Annotated in this window: 16 protein-coding genes and 1 pseudogene; 3 read left to right on the top strand and 14 right to left on the bottom strand. The window is 42.9% G+C overall.

Features of this window, described 5'->3' with window-relative positions; genetic code table 11:
- The first annotated feature begins 344 nt into the window (after positions 1-344).
- Positions 345-479, top strand: coding sequence for a hypothetical protein (locus AB4Z17_RS24370; protein WP_441962607.1), 135 nt, complete (start codon positions 345-347; stop codon positions 477-479).
- Between the two features lie 3 nt (positions 480-482).
- Positions 483-758: a DUF5412 family protein gene (locus tag AB4Z17_RS24365; protein WP_441962605.1), complete on the top strand. Its 276-nt coding sequence runs from the start codon at positions 483-485 to the stop codon at positions 756-758.
- Between the two features lie 420 nt (positions 759-1,178).
- Here the strand turns inward: AB4Z17_RS24365 and AB4Z17_RS24360 are convergent, their stop codons facing one another.
- The 4 genes from AB4Z17_RS24360 to AB4Z17_RS24345 form a co-directional block, all read right to left on the bottom strand.
- Positions 1,179-2,009: a carbohydrate ABC transporter permease gene (locus tag AB4Z17_RS24360; protein WP_076271479.1), complete on the bottom strand. Its 831-nt coding sequence runs from the start codon at positions 2,007-2,009 to the stop codon at positions 1,179-1,181.
- A 12-nt stretch (positions 2,010-2,021) separates the two neighbouring features.
- Positions 2,022-2,921, bottom strand: coding sequence for a carbohydrate ABC transporter permease (locus AB4Z17_RS24355; RefSeq protein ID WP_441884191.1), 900 nt, complete (start codon positions 2,919-2,921; stop codon positions 2,022-2,024).
- Between the two features lie 76 nt (positions 2,922-2,997).
- Positions 2,998-4,317 carry an ABC transporter substrate-binding protein gene (locus AB4Z17_RS24350; protein ID WP_076271481.1) on the bottom strand — a complete coding sequence of 440 codons (1,320 nt, stop codon included), beginning with the start codon at positions 4,315-4,317 and terminating at the stop codon, positions 2,998-3,000.
- 58 nt (positions 4,318-4,375) lie between these two features.
- On the bottom strand, positions 4,376-6,469 hold the full coding sequence (locus AB4Z17_RS24345) for an amylo-alpha-1,6-glucosidase (protein WP_441907883.1): 2,094 nt from the start codon (positions 6,467-6,469) through the stop codon (positions 4,376-4,378).
- A gap of 256 nt (positions 6,470-6,725) precedes the next feature.
- On the opposite strand from AB4Z17_RS24345, the gene AB4Z17_RS24340 reads away from it, so the two are divergent.
- Positions 6,726-7,736 (top strand): LacI family DNA-binding transcriptional regulator, encoded by a 1,011-nt coding sequence (locus tag AB4Z17_RS24340; protein WP_339207052.1) that lies wholly within the window; start codon positions 6,726-6,728, stop codon positions 7,734-7,736.
- Between the two features lie 101 nt (positions 7,737-7,837).
- On the opposite strand, the gene AB4Z17_RS24335 is transcribed toward AB4Z17_RS24340, so the two are convergent.
- The 10 genes and pseudogenes from AB4Z17_RS24335 to AB4Z17_RS24290 form a co-directional block, all read right to left on the bottom strand.
- Positions 7,838-8,677, bottom strand: coding sequence for a class I SAM-dependent methyltransferase (locus AB4Z17_RS24335; protein ID WP_441962603.1), 840 nt, complete (start codon positions 8,675-8,677; stop codon positions 7,838-7,840).
- A 1-nt stretch (position 8,678) separates the two neighbouring features.
- Complete coding sequence (locus AB4Z17_RS24330; protein ID WP_441962601.1) at positions 8,679-9,503, bottom strand: polysaccharide deacetylase family protein; 825 nt, start codon at positions 9,501-9,503, stop codon at positions 8,679-8,681.
- 110 nt (positions 9,504-9,613) lie between these two features.
- On the bottom strand, positions 9,614-10,516 hold the full coding sequence (locus AB4Z17_RS24325) for a glycerophosphodiester phosphodiesterase (protein ID WP_441962600.1): 903 nt from the start codon (positions 10,514-10,516) through the stop codon (positions 9,614-9,616).
- Positions 10,517-10,751: 235 nt separating this feature from the next.
- Positions 10,752-11,477 carry an ABC transporter ATP-binding protein gene (locus AB4Z17_RS24320; RefSeq protein WP_441962599.1) on the bottom strand — a complete coding sequence of 242 codons (726 nt, stop codon included), beginning with the start codon at positions 11,475-11,477 and terminating at the stop codon, positions 10,752-10,754.
- Positions 11,477-12,649 carry an ABC transporter permease gene (locus tag AB4Z17_RS24315; protein ID WP_441962597.1) on the bottom strand — a complete coding sequence of 391 codons (1,173 nt, stop codon included), beginning with the start codon at positions 12,647-12,649 and terminating at the stop codon, positions 11,477-11,479. Before AB4Z17_RS24315 ends, AB4Z17_RS24320 begins: the two co-directional genes overlap by 1 nt.
- Positions 12,650-12,754: 105 nt before the next feature.
- A complete protein-coding gene (locus AB4Z17_RS24310; protein WP_076271489.1) occupies positions 12,755-13,042 on the bottom strand; it encodes a hypothetical protein in 288 nt (95 codons plus the stop codon).
- Between the two features lie 86 nt (positions 13,043-13,128).
- A pseudogene (locus AB4Z17_RS24305) lies at positions 13,129-14,253 on the bottom strand (DEAD/DEAH box helicase); the annotation flags it as partial.
- A gap of 173 nt (positions 14,254-14,426) precedes the next feature.
- A complete protein-coding gene (locus AB4Z17_RS24300; RefSeq protein WP_441962596.1) occupies positions 14,427-14,903 on the bottom strand; it encodes a GNAT family N-acetyltransferase in 477 nt (158 codons plus the stop codon).
- Positions 14,904-15,112: 209 nt separating this feature from the next.
- On the bottom strand, positions 15,113-15,235 hold the full coding sequence (locus AB4Z17_RS24295; protein WP_256711082.1) for a hypothetical protein: 123 nt from the start codon (positions 15,233-15,235) through the stop codon (positions 15,113-15,115).
- 263 nt (positions 15,236-15,498) lie between these two features.
- The gene (locus tag AB4Z17_RS24290; protein ID WP_441962595.1) at positions 15,499-16,152 is read right to left on the bottom strand and encodes a M48 family metallopeptidase; all 654 of its coding nucleotides are present in this window, start codon (positions 16,150-16,152) and stop codon (positions 15,499-15,501) included.
- Between the last annotated feature and the right edge of the window lie 212 nt (positions 16,153-16,364).

Genomic DNA, 16,364 nt, shown 5'->3' with positions numbered 1-16,364 from the left:
ATATAAATCAGCTGTCAGCTTCGTCTACAGAGTAGCATAATTCGATTCATATGAACATTTTTTTAAGCGGATCGTCCATCCGTTTGTTTGCTGTTCCTATTTATCAGTCTTGCATCAAAAAAATAAACGGCACAGGGCTTCTCCCATGCCGTTTCAGATTCACTTTCTATTTACGATCTTGTCTCGGAGATTAACTTAATGACATTGCCCAATTGGGCTGTTTTTTTGTTTTATTCGGCAGAGCATCGTTTATATCTCATTGTTGTAATGATTCGCATTTGGTTTCTCCGGAGTGTAACTTGTGATATTCTAATGTTATCCAAATTTTCCAGGAGATGATACCGTTGTTCGATGAAGATATTGATGTTCAAGCGGCGAGCGAGAAAAAGAAAATTTTAAAAAAGCTGCTCATCATATTCATTTCTATCTGCACATTCTTCGCCTTAACTATTGGTTATGGCGTCTATTGGCTCTTCTAAGACATGGGCAGACTTCCCAAAGGGAAATTTCTTATTGAGGCAGCTTCTCCTGAAGGGACTTACAGTTTAAAAGCGTACCTCATAAATGGAGGAGCGACTACTCCTTTTATGATTCGCGGTGAATTGGTATTCAATAAACGCAATCATAAAACCAAAAATATTTATTGGAGCTCTCACGAGGATCAAGCGGTCATCACTTGGAGCGATAACGATACCGTCATCATTAATGGTCACAGTCTTGATGTTCCTCACGATAAATTCGACTTTAGACATCCATAATGACGAGCTGCCTTGCCTGCACAGCATACATTATCATTTCGAGAATGTGCGTATAGACTTAGTCTCTTCTGCCAAATGACCCCATACTCGACTCAAACAAATTTAGATCTACAATCTAGCCCTATTTTCATCAAAACAGCCCTCTTCGCAAAAATAGGACTAAAAAATAGGCTTATTACCGCTCAAAACCTGCCAATTTCCCCATAGTATCCATTTCAGACAAAAATAGAGCTACAATCTAGTCTTATTTTCGCCCAATCAGCCCTATACGCATAAATAGAGCTAAAAAATTGCCTTATTACCGTTCACAACCTGCCCACTAAGCACACTATGTCTCATTATGCATACGTGAACGCATTAAAAACAGGGCTGTCCCAAGAGGTCTAAATGACCTCAGGACAGCCCCGTTTCGTTACTATGTTATTTACCGCCGGTAAACGTAATTCCTTTAATAAAAAATCGATTGAAGAACGCATAAATCAGCAGCGCTGGAAGCGTAAATACCATCGATGCAGCCATAATGTAGTTCCAGTGGCTAATGTACTGCCCTTTGAACGTATTCAGACCGAGCGTCAGCGTAAACATTGACTTGTCGGACATGAACATGAGCGGCTTCAGGAACTCGTTCCATGCACCCATGAAAACGAAGATTGTTTGAGCTGCTAACGCAGGTATCGCAAGCGGCAGTGCAATGCGGAAAAACACGCCGAACCGATTAAGCCCGTCCATCTCGGCTGCCTCCTCAAGCTCTTTCGGGAAGCTGAGGAAAAATTGCCGCATCATAAAGATAAACGTCGCATTCGCCATCATCGGCAAAGTCAGTGCAGCATACGTGTTTAACAAATCGAGCTGCTTCATAATTAAGTAAGCGGGTACGATCGTCAATTGGCCTGGAATCATTTGCACCGCTAAGATAAGGATGAACATAATTTTGTTGCCGGCAAATTCAATACGTGCAAGTGCATAACCCGCCATTGAGTTGAACAGCGTATTGCAAACCGTCGCAACAACTGCAATCAAGGCACTGTTGTACATCCATCTGAGGAAAAGCGGCTCTTTCACGAAAATATCATAATAGTTCTGCAAGGTGAATTCTTTCGGAATAAAGTTGATGCCCCCGGAAACAATCTCACTGAGCGGCTTAAACGAAGAGGAAAGCGCCCATAGAAAGGGAGCRACAGTGATGCAGCCGTATGAGAATAACAGGAAATAAAGAATCGCCTTTCCCCATTTGGATTGTTGAAATACCATCTAGTCGCCCTCCTAGTTCAGCTTTTCTTCGGCAAATAGCTTACGCTGTATCAGCGTCACGATCATAATGACAGCAGCCAGCATGACAGCGAGCGCAGAGGCATAGCCGAAGTCGAGATTTTTGAAAGCATATTGATAAATAAGCAGAGCTACGGTCAAGGTCGAGTTATTCGGTCCGCCTGAACCTGCTGAGAAAATATAAGATTGGTCGAAGAGTTGGAAGGTACCGATAATACCCATAACGACCGTAAAGAAGGTCGCAGGCTTAATTAGCGGCAGCGTGATGGAAATAAATCTCCTCCAGCCTCCTGCTCCGTCAAGCATAGCTGACTCGTACAGCGCATCAGGAATGTCTTGCAATGCAGCCAAGAAAACAACCATAAAGAATGGAGCGGTAGACCATATATTCATAAGCATGATCGCCTTCATGGCGACCGCAGGATCTCCAAGCCAGTTGTATCCATGCAAACCGATAAATTCAAGCACTCGGTTCAAAAGACCGTTTGAATTGTATATCCACATAAATATAAGTGATAGTACCGCCGACGAAGTAATGGTCGGCATAAAAAATACGATACGGAAGAAGTTTTTGAATTTGAGCTTAGCATTCAAAATAACAGCTAGTAAAATAGCAAACACCGTTTGCAGCGGAACAACAAACAAAGCAAAGGATGCCGTGTTCTTAAGCGCTATCCAGGCTCTTTCATCGCCTGCCATACGCGTGAAGTTTTTAAATCCTACCCATTTGTAACTTACTTCGCCAAGCAGATTGACCTTATGTCCCGATAAATAAAGGGAATAGAATACAGGCAAGAACAAAAAAGTACCAAGAACTAGAATGGTTGGAAGCAGGAACAGATAGCCGGTTACGTTATTTTTCAGCTTTTTTCTCCATGAAGAGACATGGGTCATGCTGCACCTTCTCCTTTCATATCAAAATCAGAGTTTGAAGGAGGGAGCGTCTTGCGCTCTCCCTCCTTCACCTCGCTTACTTCGCTGCTGCGATTTCCTTATTCGCAACAGCTTCTGCTTTTTTCATTGCATCTTCAAGCTTCGAATTACCCATAAATGTATCAACGAATTGGTTGTTGAAGTTGCTCATGATTGTAGGAAGTGTGGAGCCTGCTTGCCAAGGCGTTGCATAAGAAGCGCCCGCTACAATTGCGCTGCGAAGCTCATCTTTGTCGTAGCCAAGCTCTTGTGATACCGATTTACGAGTTGGAAGCGCGAAACCTTTGCTCGTCCACGTTTTCATTCCTTCTTTACCAGTCAAGAAGGAGATCAACTGCCAAGCTGCTTCTTTTTTCTTCGATTCCTTGTTCATTACATAAGCAACAGTGAATGCCATAGTGCCTTGTTTGCCATTTACAGTTGGAAGCTCAGCTGTGCCGTAATCTAGATCCTTGTAGTTGGACTCCAAGAATGGAATTGCCCAGTTTCCTTCGAATACGATGGAAGCTTTGCCTTGACCGAACATTTCTCCGCCCCAGCCAGCGCCTACTTCTTTTGGCTCGCCGGATGATTTGTCTACATTGTGCATATCCGTTACAAGCTGCAAGCCTTTAAGAGCATCTGGAGCCGCGAATGCAGCATTGCCATTCTCATCTGCAACTTTGCCGCCGAATGCTTGAATCATGAACATTTGACGTGCAAGCTCAGGCGCAACACCAAAGCCGAAGCGAACCGTTTTGTCGCCTTCTTTTTTAGTAAGCTTAACTGCCGCTTCTTTCAGCTCATCCCAAGTTGTTGGCGGAGCAGTAATTCCTGCTTCTGCAAAGTCTTTTTTGTTGTAGAACATTGCAAGCGTAGAGAAATCTTTAGGGAAACCGTAGGAAACGCCATCTTGTTTGAAAGCATCAACCATCGGCTGTTCAAAGTCTGCAACATCAAATTCTGGTGTCACATAGCTATCAAGCGGCTCTAGAACATTACGCTCAATGAGTGCAGGCGCTTCGAATGCATCCAGGTAGAAGACATCTGGGCCTTCACCGCCAATAAGTCTTGTTTTGATAACATCCATGTATTGATCGGCAATTACTTCATAATTAACCTTTACATTTGGATATTTTGCTTCAAATTCCTTCAACGTTTGGTTTAGCAAATCCTGCTCTTCTGGACTTGCTCCCCAACCTGCAAGTGTAACGGTTACCTTCTCAGCGGCTGGCTCTTTTGTCGCCTCTTGTTCTGTACCGCCATTCGTTGCTGTATTACCTGTGTTTTTGTTGCCTTCATTGCCCTTGCCGCAAGCTGTTAACATAAGAACAACTACCAGCATTAAAGATAAAATCGAAACCCCTGTTTTCTTCATCTTACATACAACCTCCTTAGTAATATGAACTTTGTATATAAAGCATAAAGCGTGAAACCTATGAAATGAGAAGCTCATATCCTGTCAGATTAGACAGTATTTCCACCTCTGGGCCATTGATACCGCGAGTGACGCGCAGGCTTAGAGCGCCGCTGCCAATCTGCATTTGCTCTACTAGAAGCTCGTTCATTCCTTGAAGCAAAGATGGCTTAATTGTAATTTGCTTCGTTAGAGCGTTAGGCTGAAGCCCAAGCAAAGCTTGCACAAATGTGAGCGGTGTTCCTGCTGCCCATGCCTGCGGAGAGCAAGCAACAGGGTAAGGAACTGGCGCGCCAAGCGAATCATCATACCCGCAGAACAGCTCAGGCAATCTGTAATACTCAAACTTTGCTGCTGCATTCAATAAACCTTGCATGACGGTAATCGCTTCTTCTTGGAAGCCTAAATAGCTAAGGCCAAGCAAACAAACAGAGTTGTCATGCGGCCATACGCTTCCGTCATGGTAGCTCATCGGGTTGTAGCCGGCTGCTTCCGTACTCATCGTACGAATGCCGTAACCACCGAACATGTCAGGAGCAACCAGTCTTTTCGCAACAGCGCTTGCACGCTCAGGAGAAGCAATGCCCGACATTAGAATATGTCCTGAATTCGAAGTGACGGAATCTACGCGCTTCTTATCCTTATCAAGCGCAATCGCATAAAACTGCTCATCCTCCATCCAGAAGTCGCGCTCAAAGCGAACTCTAAGCTGTTCTGCATCTTGCTCCATGCCAGCGGCTTGTTCCTCGTGGCCTAAGCTCTTGAAGATAGGGGCAAGCCTTGTAAGCGCTTGGTAAACATAACCTTGAACCTCGACGAGCGCGATTGGAGCCTCTGCATAATCGCCGTTGCGGTGAACAACGGAATCCGCAGAATCTTTCCAGCCCTGATTGGCGATTCCTTTGGACGATTTCTGATAATACTCAACAAAGGAATCATCGTCGCAATCGCCATATTCCTTCACCCAAGCCAGTGCTGCATTAAGATGCGGCATTAGCTCTTTAACAAACTGAGCATCTCCGGTCCAGTGATAATACTCGGCAGCTAATAGCAGAAATAGCGGCGTCGCATCAATCGTGCCGTAATACGGCGTAAATGGAACCTGATTTGTGCTTGCTAGTTCGCCATACCGAATTTCATGCATCACTTTACCTGGCTGCTCATCGCGCCACTCATCTTCATTCTGGCCTTGATAAGCGGCCATCGTGAGAAGCGTTCCCTTAGCAATTTGGGGATTTAAGGATAACATCTGCAGCGCAGTAATTAAACTATCACGGCCAAATGGAACCGAGAACCAAGGCAAGCCTGCAACTGGGAATGCTCCATACCCGATATCCGTAAGCAGAACTCTTAAGTCTTGCACTCCGCGATGATGCAGCTTGTTAAATAGCGGTACATCCGTTTGGATGGATGTGGATGATCCATTCCAATCCGCGTAAGATTGTCTAAGCTTTACCATCGCTTCCGCCGGTTCGTGCTGCTGCGGCTCATTGCCGTCAATGATTGGCGCAATATAGAAAGCGATTGCATGGCTTTCCCGATGATTCAGTGCCACATCGAAATGAAGCTCGCCTGCCTCGCCTATGCGACTTTCATTTGTATCCCATTTAATCTTCGTTTCACGGCGTACATCGTCAGCTCCAAGATAGCCAATTACTCTTTCCCGTTGGCCGCTTTTCTCTGCCGTCTTTCTTCCCAAATCGCCATGCTGAAAGCCGCGAACGACAAACATATCTGCAAAATCCGCATCCAATAACACGGAGAAATCAAATGTAATGGCTTTAGGATAATAGCTGGTGAGCTTGAACGTCTCATACAATGCTCCATCATAAATGAAACGTGTACGTTCAATTTCTACGGACTCACGCCACAAGATAAGCTCGCCCTTCTCTTCCATATGTGGATTGGTAAGGCGAATCGTAGAGATATAATTCTCATCCGCTGCTGAAGACAGCAGTATCGGCTTCTGACCGTTGATTCGGATCTCCATCCTGCTTATGAACCGGGTATCTTTTGTGTAAAGACCCTGACCTGAAACATCACCTTCCGGAATATCTCCATTCCGGTCCGTCATGAGGAATAGATCGTTTTCTTTGATGACTCGATAATCCAAGTGTTTCCCTCATTTCTTCTTGTAATAGCTTTTTTATTCCCTTAAATCAAACAAACATTCGTTTATCCGAAACGTTTCGGAAAAGAGGCAAAAAAATATGCTTACTCATTTTCGACGAAGCAATCTAACTTTCCAAAACGTTTCGGATAAGTTATAATCGAATTATAGATCATGATGAAAGCATTTACAAGAGTCAATTTATTTTTTAATTTTTATCATAATACATTACATGTTTTCAACATTTCGGAGGTATTGTATGGTTACGATTAAAGATATAGCTAAAGCTGCTAGTGTATCTGTTACTACAGTATCGCGTGCCTTGAACGGCTATGACGACGTTAACGAGGGCACTCGGCTAAAAATTAAGACTATAGCAGACCAGCTCGGTTATAGCCCTAATATGGCTGCAAGGTCGCTCATATCGAAAAAAACAAAGACGCTTGGCCTCCTTCTCTCCAATGTTACAAGAGACAGCTCCAAAGACAATATCGCTTTCGAAGTCCTTTGCGGAATAAATGATCGTTCAGGCGAACTCGATTATGACCTCGTCCTATTCAGTACAACACCTCAGAAACAAAAGGTAAAATCATATAAAACATTATGCCAGGAACGAGGCGTAGACGGGGTTATCATCATGGGTATTCGATTAGACGATCCTTATTTGGAGGAAATCGTATCGTCTGATATTCCATGCGTCCTTATTGATATCACTCTCCAAGGCCCTAACGTTGGATACGTTACTTCGGATAATACAACGGGTGCTCTTGCGGCAACCAACCATCTGCTCGAATCGGGACATCGCCATATCGCCATGATAAACGGCCATGAGCAAGCAGCTGTAAGCCTGCTTAGGCTAGAGGGCTACCGTCAAGCACTGCAAAGCAGCAGTGTTCCCTTTGATGAAACACTTGTGCTGAATGGTTCATTTTCCGAGCATGGCGGAAGAGAGGCCGCACGCCAAATATTGTCCAGCCGTCCTGAAGTGACTGCTATATTTTGCTCAAGCGACTTAATGGCACTCGGGGCTTTGCAGGGCGTTAAGGATATGGGGAAAAAGGTGCCTGATGATATATCGATCATCGGCTTCGACAACATTGATTTGACGGCTTATTGCACGCCCGCGCTCACTACCGTTCACCAGCATAAATACGAGTTAGGCTCCCAAGCGGCGCAAATTCTTATTGAAATGCTCGAAGGTAAAGAAATCATTCACCATGTCATGCTTGGTACAGAACTCATGATTAGAGACAGCGTACGCAGTATTTAATATGTGCTTTGACTCGAAAGTGGCAAACAAAGTACATATTCAAGCAGCAATAACCCAAGTCTACTTACCTTGGGTTACTGTTGTCTTTGAGCAGACTATATTCAGTTCTCCGCCGTTACCGCAAAATAAACCGGAAACACACCCATTTTCATCCATTCTTTATGGGTGTGCACCTTCATGTCTCGAAATCCTGCAGCAGCCAGCTTCTCATTCAAATCCTTTGCGGTCAAAAAATTCGCTTGCGCGCGGTTAAACTCCTTAGCCTTACTGCTTAAATGAAAAAGCTTGTGTATTGCAAATTTCAAGCTTTTTTTATTCAATATTGCTCTGCGCGCAAATAAATAATCCAAAATATATCCCGAGCCATGTACGAGAAAAAAGACCCTTCCTCGCGGGGACAAAACACGAAAAACCTCCTGCAGCACCTGCTCCACCTGAAGATATTGCAGCGCTACTCTACAAACGACAAAATCAACGGAATGGCTCGCAAGCGGAATATGGTGCGCATCTGCTACCGTTGTGACTACTTTGCTAGAAGCTTCACTTCTGTGGAGCAGTGCTTCTAGAAGACCAATCTGGTGCGCATCCGAGTCGATTCCATATATAATATCCGGCTCATTCTGAAGTAAAGAGAATACGGTAGCCCCTCCCCCGCAGCACAAGTCCAGCATTTTCTTTCGATTTTTGGCCTCTGCGATAAGAAGGCGGTCAAAGGAATCGGGATCATAAAGCTGCCTGTAATATTCATAACAAGCGTAACCAAATAATTTTTCCACAAGCTTTAGATCTTCGGATACAATGCCGTTCATAAGGAGCATATTCACTTCTTCTGCCGATGGTTTCTGTATCTTTACCCTTCTAATCCCCATCTCTCTGCAAAATAAATAAGCGACACCATCCAACAAACGCCGGTTACACATAATCTCCGTTTTCGTGGTCACGCTAGTGTATCCCCCCGATTTGAGGATCATATTTACTTATGGACATACAGTTGAAATCCGACAATAACTGTTTTATTTTTGCGTATGTATCCCTTAATCCGTAGTATCTTCGAATGCCATTTGACCAAGAGGTATTAAAAATTTGCGGTTGATCGCAGTCTAAATCATAGGGATGGATATAATAAACGAAATAATCTTTATCGCCTATAATTTTTCGTGCTCCGCTATAAAAAAAACGATAAGGATAAATTCGAAAATACCCTCCTCCGCCCCATGGAATATTAACGCCGCCTAAGCGAAAAGCAGGCAAAGGCACTTCCCATAGATGATCTTTTATTTTAAAAGAATGCGCAACCTTCGAGGACAAATTAAACTTGGAATATAGGTTATTTGGTGTATTTGGACTAATACTAGAGTCGTAAGCGAATCCTTCTTCTATTAAAATATCAAGTCCCCAATCTGTCATTGAAAAACAGGGGGCACGATACCCACTCACCTTTGAACCGATCAAATGCTCTAAAATATCTTTTGACAGCCTAATATCCGCTTTAAATTCTAGTGTTGATTGATCATAAACGAGACGATGGGAATAGCCGTGTGATGCAATTTCATGACCTCTTCGATATATTTCTTTCACCAAATCAGGCCTTTTCTCAGCGATCCAGCCCAGGACAAAAAAAGTGCCCGTCGCCTCATATTCGTCCAGAAGGTCCAATATTTGATGAACGGGCTGCTCAAGCCTTAATTCGCAGTCAGCCCATTCGGAAAGAGACAGGTTCGGACTGCAAAACCAATCCTCTACATCGACAGTAAAAGCCATTTTCATGACCATCCCACCCTTCTCCCCCTATTATTCATCAAACCTCACATTATGGCAACATTTGTATTTGATTGAATAATTTTGTATAGAAGGGAGTAGAGTTTCTCGTATATTCCTTACCCCGGAAAATCGGTAATAACCCCATCCACTCCGAGCTTTTTCATCCGTATCATATCTTGCTCAGACTGTATCGTCCACGCCATGACCTTCCGGTTGCGATGATGAACTTGCTCTACGATCTTCACGTCAAGCAATTCATGATTGTAATGAATGTAATCCGCGAAAGAAACAAGTTCATCCAGCGTCTTCTCTGACAGAGGATGCTGATCCTCCTGAATAAGCGCAGCAATTGGAATGTCCGGCAGCAGGGAGTGAATTAGACGGGTCGATTGAAAGTTATAGGATTGAATAATGATACCAACGCTATTTTTCACATGTTCAACCGCTGTAAAATTCCATCCTTCCTCCAAGCCATTAACTTGGAGCAAAAGCTCATAACGACGTACGACCTCAGCCACCTTCTCTTCCACGCCAGGATAAAGCTTTGATTCTTTAATCTCGATGAGCATGCCTAGCTTTCCAGCAAAACGGTGCATAACTTCTTCGAATGAAACGATCTTATCATCCGTATCGTCTGTTTTTTTATCATTTTTGGCATCCATATTTTCAAGTTCATTTAATGTATAATCGTCCACAGCTCCTGTATATTGCGTCGTTCTATCCACCGTATCATCATGAATAACAACTAGTTCACCATCTTTGCTTAGCTGTACATCAAATTCGATAAAATCAGTACCTAGACGCTCCGCTTGCTCGAAGGCGGCCATCGTATTCTCAGGAGCATCACCAGAAGCCCCGCGATGCGCGATAATTAAAAAACCTTCAGGGGTATTCGGATTAGAAGCAGATACGATTAACGTCATGCAGCACAGCATGAGCAATAGCAAACCAATACTGCGCAAAACCCGTGATGTTTTCCATTTGCCCATCATCTCATCTCCTTCTCTCTGAACTGTCACCCTGACTATGTGCATAACCAATATTAGCTGCAGCAGGGTCTTACTTTATTAAACATGCAGTGTATGAACCGAAACGCATTTTCCCAAAACAGTTGCTGCCAATGAACTCACACTCCGTCTTCCTCATGGGGAATTTCAGAAAAAAAGGATGTCCCTAAAGGTCATAGACCTTCAGAAACATCCGCTCTAAGCTTGAATCAATACGTGCAAGAAACACTGTTTAATCAACCTTCATTCACCTATGTGCGACTGCATCTGGCCTATTGCTCGCAGCAGCATGATCGTTTTGCTCAAAAAGCATACCGTCCTTAATCGTTACGATCCGGTCACATAAATCCAATACACGCTCGTCATGGGTGACCATAACAGCCGCCTTGCCCCGTTGCTTAACCTCTGAAGCCATGAGCTCCACTACAGCTCTACCCCGTTTAGAATCGAGGCTGGCTGTCGGCTCGTCGGCTAGAATAACACCGGGATCATTCATGAATGCCCTAGCAATGGCAACCCGTTGGCGTTCTCCGCCGGACAGCTTCTCAGGATAATAATCCATACGATGCAGCAGTCCTACTTTCTCAAGAAGCGCTTTAGCTTTCACAAGCGCTTCTTTTCCATCTGTACCTGCTAGCTTCGATACGAGCACCAGTTGATCTATTACTCTTAAATAAGGAACAAGATTCGATGCTTGAAAAATAAAACCAAGATTTTTGACTCTAACCTCACTTAACTCGCTTGAGGATAAATTCGTAACATCCTTCTCATTAATTAAGATCCGTCCGCTTGACGGTGAGAGCAGCGCCCCCGCTATGGAAAGAAAAGTACTTTTGCCCGAACCCGATGGTCCAACAACAGCGACAAACTCACCTGCTTTTACGCTTAAAGAAACCTTTTGCAGCGCCGTAACAGCCGTTTCACCTTCGCCATACACTTTATTTACATGCTCAAGAATAAGTTTTTCCTTCATTATTCAACCCTCCCAATCGCTTCAATTGCATCAACTTTTGCAATCCGATTTAAGGACAGCAACGCACCGATAATCGAGACTAGAATAAGTAAACCGGAATATTGAGACAATATATTTACACCTAACTCAAAAGGCATGCTCTCTGGCAAAATCGCACTTACGCCAAAAGTAAGTCCGATACTTATTGCAACAGCCACAATAGCCAAAAGCAATACTTGACCCACTAAATTTGCTGCCAGATAGGACGTCTTTGCTCCGATTGCCTTCAACACTCCAAATTGGCTAATTTTCTGCAGTGTAATGACATAGAAGAAAACAGCTTGTATGAAAGCGGCAATAACAATTAAGAAAGCGATCATCATCGTCAGGGAGCCTTGCTCTTCTTTAAAGCCCGGAATGCCCTGTACCGCTTCTTTTTTTGTAATAACCTCCGTATCTGCTACACTCTTTTGCAATGATTCTTTGTTTAAATTATCTGTATGAATGACAATAGCGTTGTAGGAAGCTGTTTGTTTACCGAAGGATGCTTGCATCAGCTTATTAAAATTTTGGATATCCATGAATGCAACCGGCGTATGACTGAACTTCTGATTTGTGACAAAGCCGACGACCTTCCATTCAATGCCGAGCTCTTGATCCCCTAGCGTATCTCCAATTTGCACGCCTTGTTCTTTTAACGAGGAGTCAACGAYCACTTCATTGCTTGCCCCCATGCTTTTCCCTTCAGTAATACTTGGCATTACCTTTCCACTTGGCTCGATACCAAACAAAGCAATATCTATCTTCTTCTTGGAATCATTCCGATATACCGAAAGCATTGTTTGCCCAAGCGGTTCGGATTGCGAGAGTCCTTCTAATTGCCTGACCTCCTCCAGCTTCTCGGTACCTAGTGCGGACCGCGTCAGCTTATGCTCGGAATCCGTCTGAAGCACGAAATAATCGGCGTCCATATTTTTTAGAATGGATGCATTATCTGATGAAAGCCCATTGGCTAATCCTGAAACCATAAAGGTTAACCATGCGACCAGAACCATTATTAATCCAATTAGAAAATATCTGCCTTTCGCATATTTCAATTCGCGCAGCGCTAGAAACATGTTCAACCATCTCCATTCCTTCTCTTGATAGCTGAAGTTTACGTTTGGAATATGAACAGAGCGTGAATGGCTCATTACAATGTGAAATTAACCTCAAAATAAACAAAAAAAAGCTCAAGCCGCGATGGGCTCAAGCTTCTACTTGCCTATAATTGATGCAATGCTGGCATTTCTAATGTTCTACTTGCCGCTGTATTCCGAAGTTGCTGTATCGAGCATAGACTGCCAATTGGCAAAATCCGTTTCTCTTGCAACGTGACGATCAAACAGCTCATCCGGAATGTTCTGAACATCTTCTCTTGTTTCTACTTGAAAGTTGCCCTTCTCAAGAAACGCGCTAAAGCTTGTAAAGCTGGAATGCTTGCTCATAAACGATTCTTTAAACAAATCATCAAATGAAACATGATTTGGATCTTCCTGAATCGACTTCTGTCCTTGCAATTCCTTCAACAAATCTTCGAATGACATTGGCTTTTGCTTTCTCAGACGATCACCCCTAGGTCAATTTAATATATTTCGGCTTTCTTCGTTGCTTAACTGATCAGAACCCCATCAGGACGTTCGGTTACTACAGGTATAGTTTTGCGAATCATTTTCTCAATATCCTTCAAATAAGGAATTTCATCCACTTCGCAAAAAGAGATGGCGATTCCACTTAATCCAGCTCTGCCTGTACGGCCAATGCGATGAACATACGTTTCTGAAATATTAGGAAGGTTGAAATTAATGACATGCGAAAGCTCGTCAATATCGATACCTCTCGCCGCAATATCTGTGGCAACCAGTACTCGAGTTGCACCGCTTCTAAAATTAGTTAACGCATTTTGGCGGGCGTTTTGAGACTTGTTTCCATGAATAGCCTGTGCAGAAATATTCACTTTAGTCAGTCCGCGCACTACGCGATCTGCACCATGCTTCGTCCGAGTAAATACAAGCGCCGAAGCGATGGATTTATCCTGCAGCAGGTCATTCAATAAATCTTGTTTATTTCCTTTATCTACAAAATAGACAGATTGCTCTATTCGATCCACTGTTGAGGAAGCTGGAGTTATTTCCACTTTCGCCGGATTAACAAGCAGCGTTTTGACAAGCTTCGAAATTTCTGGAGGCATCGTAGCCGAGAAAAAGAGTGTCTGCTTTTTTCTTGGCATTTTGGCGATGATTCTCTTCACGTCGTGAATAAAGCCCATATCGAGCATTCGATCTGCTTCATCAAGCACTAATATTTGTACATATTGCAAATCAACAAACTTTTGATTAATAAGATCGATAAGTCTGCCTGGAGTGGCAATAATAACATCAGCGCCTTGTCGAAGTGCACGCTCTTGAACATTCTGTGAAACGCCGCCCACGATAGCTACACTGCGCAAGTCGGTAAATTGTCCGTACGCACGCATGTTTTCTTCTATCTGGAGAGCAAGCTCTCTTGTAGGTGTCAAAATCAATGAGCGAATACGTCGCTGTGCCCCCGGTTTAGCGGGTTGGCCGCTTAATAACTGAATGATGGGTAATGCGAATGCAGCCGTTTTCCCGGTCCCTGTCTGAGCGCAGCCAAACAAATCTCTGCCCGCTAGTACGACGGGAATGGCCTGCTCCTGAATAGGCGTAGGCTTCGTGTAGTTTTCCTTGGTTAGCGCCTTCAGTATTGCAGGGCTAAAATTTAGATCATTAAAAGTCATCTTTTCTCCTTCATTTGAAGCCTTATATTCTCAATCATGCTGCTTTTATAATCGCATAGCATTTCCAAAAACCGTTCCTTTAAGACATAACAAGTAAGTATAGCATAATAAAACGATATAATCGACATAAACCTCTATCCTTGAGACAGCAGCCTAGGCCCATTTTTCAATCTTTAATTAAAAGTCATCCAAACGGTATTTCCCAAAGGCTCAAAACCTTGCTTATACCAAAAGTTCCTTGTTTTATCCAACGTATATACATACATCTTTTTATTCGGATATTTTGCTTTAACCCATTGAATAAAGGCAGCAGCGTAACCCTTGCCTTCAAATTCCTTTAAAACATCAAGTGCTTCTATAAATACAAAGTTCTTTTTGTTTTTAATCTCAATATAAAAGTCCCGCTCCAAATACTTCTCATCATCGCTAAAATAATCTTGTTCTGCTTTCTGAATCAGCTGCTTGGCGTTATCGTACTCCCAAACGACTCCGTATCCAACCATCTCGTCCTCAGCCTCGATGACGTAAATGTTTTCCGGAAGCTCTGATTTATTCTTTTGGCTAAGCTCCCCTGCGTGATAGGCGGTGTGTATATCGCTTAACAGGTTTTGCATTTCTTGATCAAATGGTTTTGCAATAATAGTAGGCATTTTCAATCCCCTTTTTGCTACTCAAAGCATATAACATTTCCAAACAAAAAGAAGCAGGGTATCATCTTGTACCCTGCTTCTCCTATTGATTGATTTTGTATCGTTTATTAGTCTTAGACATCTTACCATAAATGAGCAAAGCCAACTAGTCGTTCTCTTTTCCAATTGTCATCCAGGCTGATTTGCCGAGCCCAATATTAATTATTCCATTAACGATTCTTTTTCCTGAAATTTTGCAGCGTATGGACAAGCTTATCTCGCGCATCCTTGTTTTTCATTAAATAAGTGACGCCAGCTCCAATTGCAGTTATCAATAGTTTTTTCTTGCTCATGGGTACTACCTCCCTGAATTCGTCTTTGTATGAATGTACCCTGTTTATTGAGTTTTTAAGCACGTTGAATACGAAAATTACCTGCGGAGCCAGCAAGGCTAGAACGGAAATAAAGCACGCTTCAGCTAATGTTCACGATTTCCCTCGATTAGTGATAAAAATCATTAGTATGTATAAGAAGTAAACATAACCATTTGAAAAATAGACGATATAATAGAGATACAGCAAAAAACCTCCTTTTGACGGGAGGCCAGTTATCATGATTACAGTGTCATAGCTTGACCATGCCTTGCTAGAAACTCTTCCTTCTCTTTGTAATCCGGCATAATGCTGCCCACTCGCCTCCAGAAGGAACGATCATGATTCATATGCGTCAGATGGCAAAGCTCATGGATGACGACATAATCGATTACCTCAAGCGGAGCCATCGCCAGTCGGTAATTAAAGGTTAATTTCTTACTTGAGCTGCAGCTTCCCCACTTCGTTCTTGACTCTTCGATTTCGAAGCTTTTATGTTTTACTTTCAGCTGCTCTTGATATATTTTGATTCGTTCTCCAATGATTTTCTTGCAGCTTGCAAAATAAAACTTTTTAAGATTGATTTTTAACTCCTCTTCACTCAGATCAGCTGTGTCGATCAATTCATGAAGAAAGTACTCTTTTCCAAGGTGAAGGAATTTTCCTTGCTCTTGATATTCTTTTGTCTTAGGGGTATCTCGAACCTTCGCGATCTGCTGCAATCTCTGAGTGAGCTGTTTACCATGCTGCTCCACGGCCCGCATGACATTCTCTTCCGTTGTTCCATTGGGAGCCTTCACGGTTATGAATCCCAATGAGTCCATTTGGATATATATCTTTTTTCTACTGGCATATTCAACATTAAACTCAATGATATGATTTTCAAATTCGATTTTCATAGCGACCATCATTTCTATTAGGTTATTTCTGAATCCCATTCATTTTATCACAACTACAACAATGACCGTTCAAAATGCTTTTTTCTAGCATGCTATGGGTTTAACTCGATGTTGTTTTTAAAGATCGAGTTAAACTTCTATTTCCTGTGCGGAATATCCCATTTTTATTATATTTTTGTAAAATATTCCCCTTTTATCATCGTAATTTACCC

It is taken from the genome of Paenibacillus sp. TAF43_2 (assembly GCF_052113545.1).
Lineage (GTDB): Bacteria > Bacillota > Bacilli > Paenibacillales > Paenibacillaceae > Pristimantibacillus.
Note: the sequence above shows the minus strand (reverse complement) of the source record. Positions and strands in the feature narration are given on the sequence as shown.

Bases quoted from the DNA above. Each gene is read 5' to 3' on its own strand.
- AB4Z17_RS24365 (WP_441962605.1), top strand. From the start codon at position 483: ATGGGCAGACTTCCCAAAGGGAAATTTCTTATTGAGGCAGCTTCTCCT.
- AB4Z17_RS24355 (WP_441884191.1), bottom strand. From the start codon at position 2,921: ATGACCCATGTCTCTTCATGGAGAAAAAAGCTGAAAAATAACGTAACC.
- AB4Z17_RS24350 (WP_076271481.1), bottom strand. From the start codon at position 4,317: ATGAAGAAAACAGGGGTTTCGATTTTATCTTTAATGCTGGTAGTTGTT.
- AB4Z17_RS24340 (WP_339207052.1), top strand. From the start codon at position 6,726: ATGGTTACGATTAAAGATATAGCTAAAGCTGCTAGTGTATCTGTTACT.
- AB4Z17_RS24330 (WP_441962601.1), bottom strand. From the start codon at position 9,503: ATGAAAATGGCTTTTACTGTCGATGTAGAGGATTGGTTTTGCAGTCCG.
- AB4Z17_RS24320 (WP_441962599.1), bottom strand. From the start codon at position 11,477: ATGAAGGAAAAACTTATTCTTGAGCATGTAAATAAAGTGTATGGCGAA.
- AB4Z17_RS24310 (WP_076271489.1), bottom strand. From the start codon at position 13,042: ATGTCATTCGAAGATTTGTTGAAGGAATTGCAAGGACAGAAGTCGATT.
- AB4Z17_RS24300 (WP_441962596.1), bottom strand. From the start codon at position 14,903: ATGCCTACTATTATTGCAAAACCATTTGATCAAGAAATGCAAAACCTG.
- AB4Z17_RS24295 (WP_256711082.1), bottom strand. From the start codon at position 15,235: ATGAGCAAGAAAAAACTATTGATAACTGCAATTGGAGCTGGCGTCACT.
- AB4Z17_RS24290 (WP_441962595.1), bottom strand. From the start codon at position 16,152: ATGAAAATCGAATTTGAAAATCATATCATTGAGTTTAATGTTGAATAT.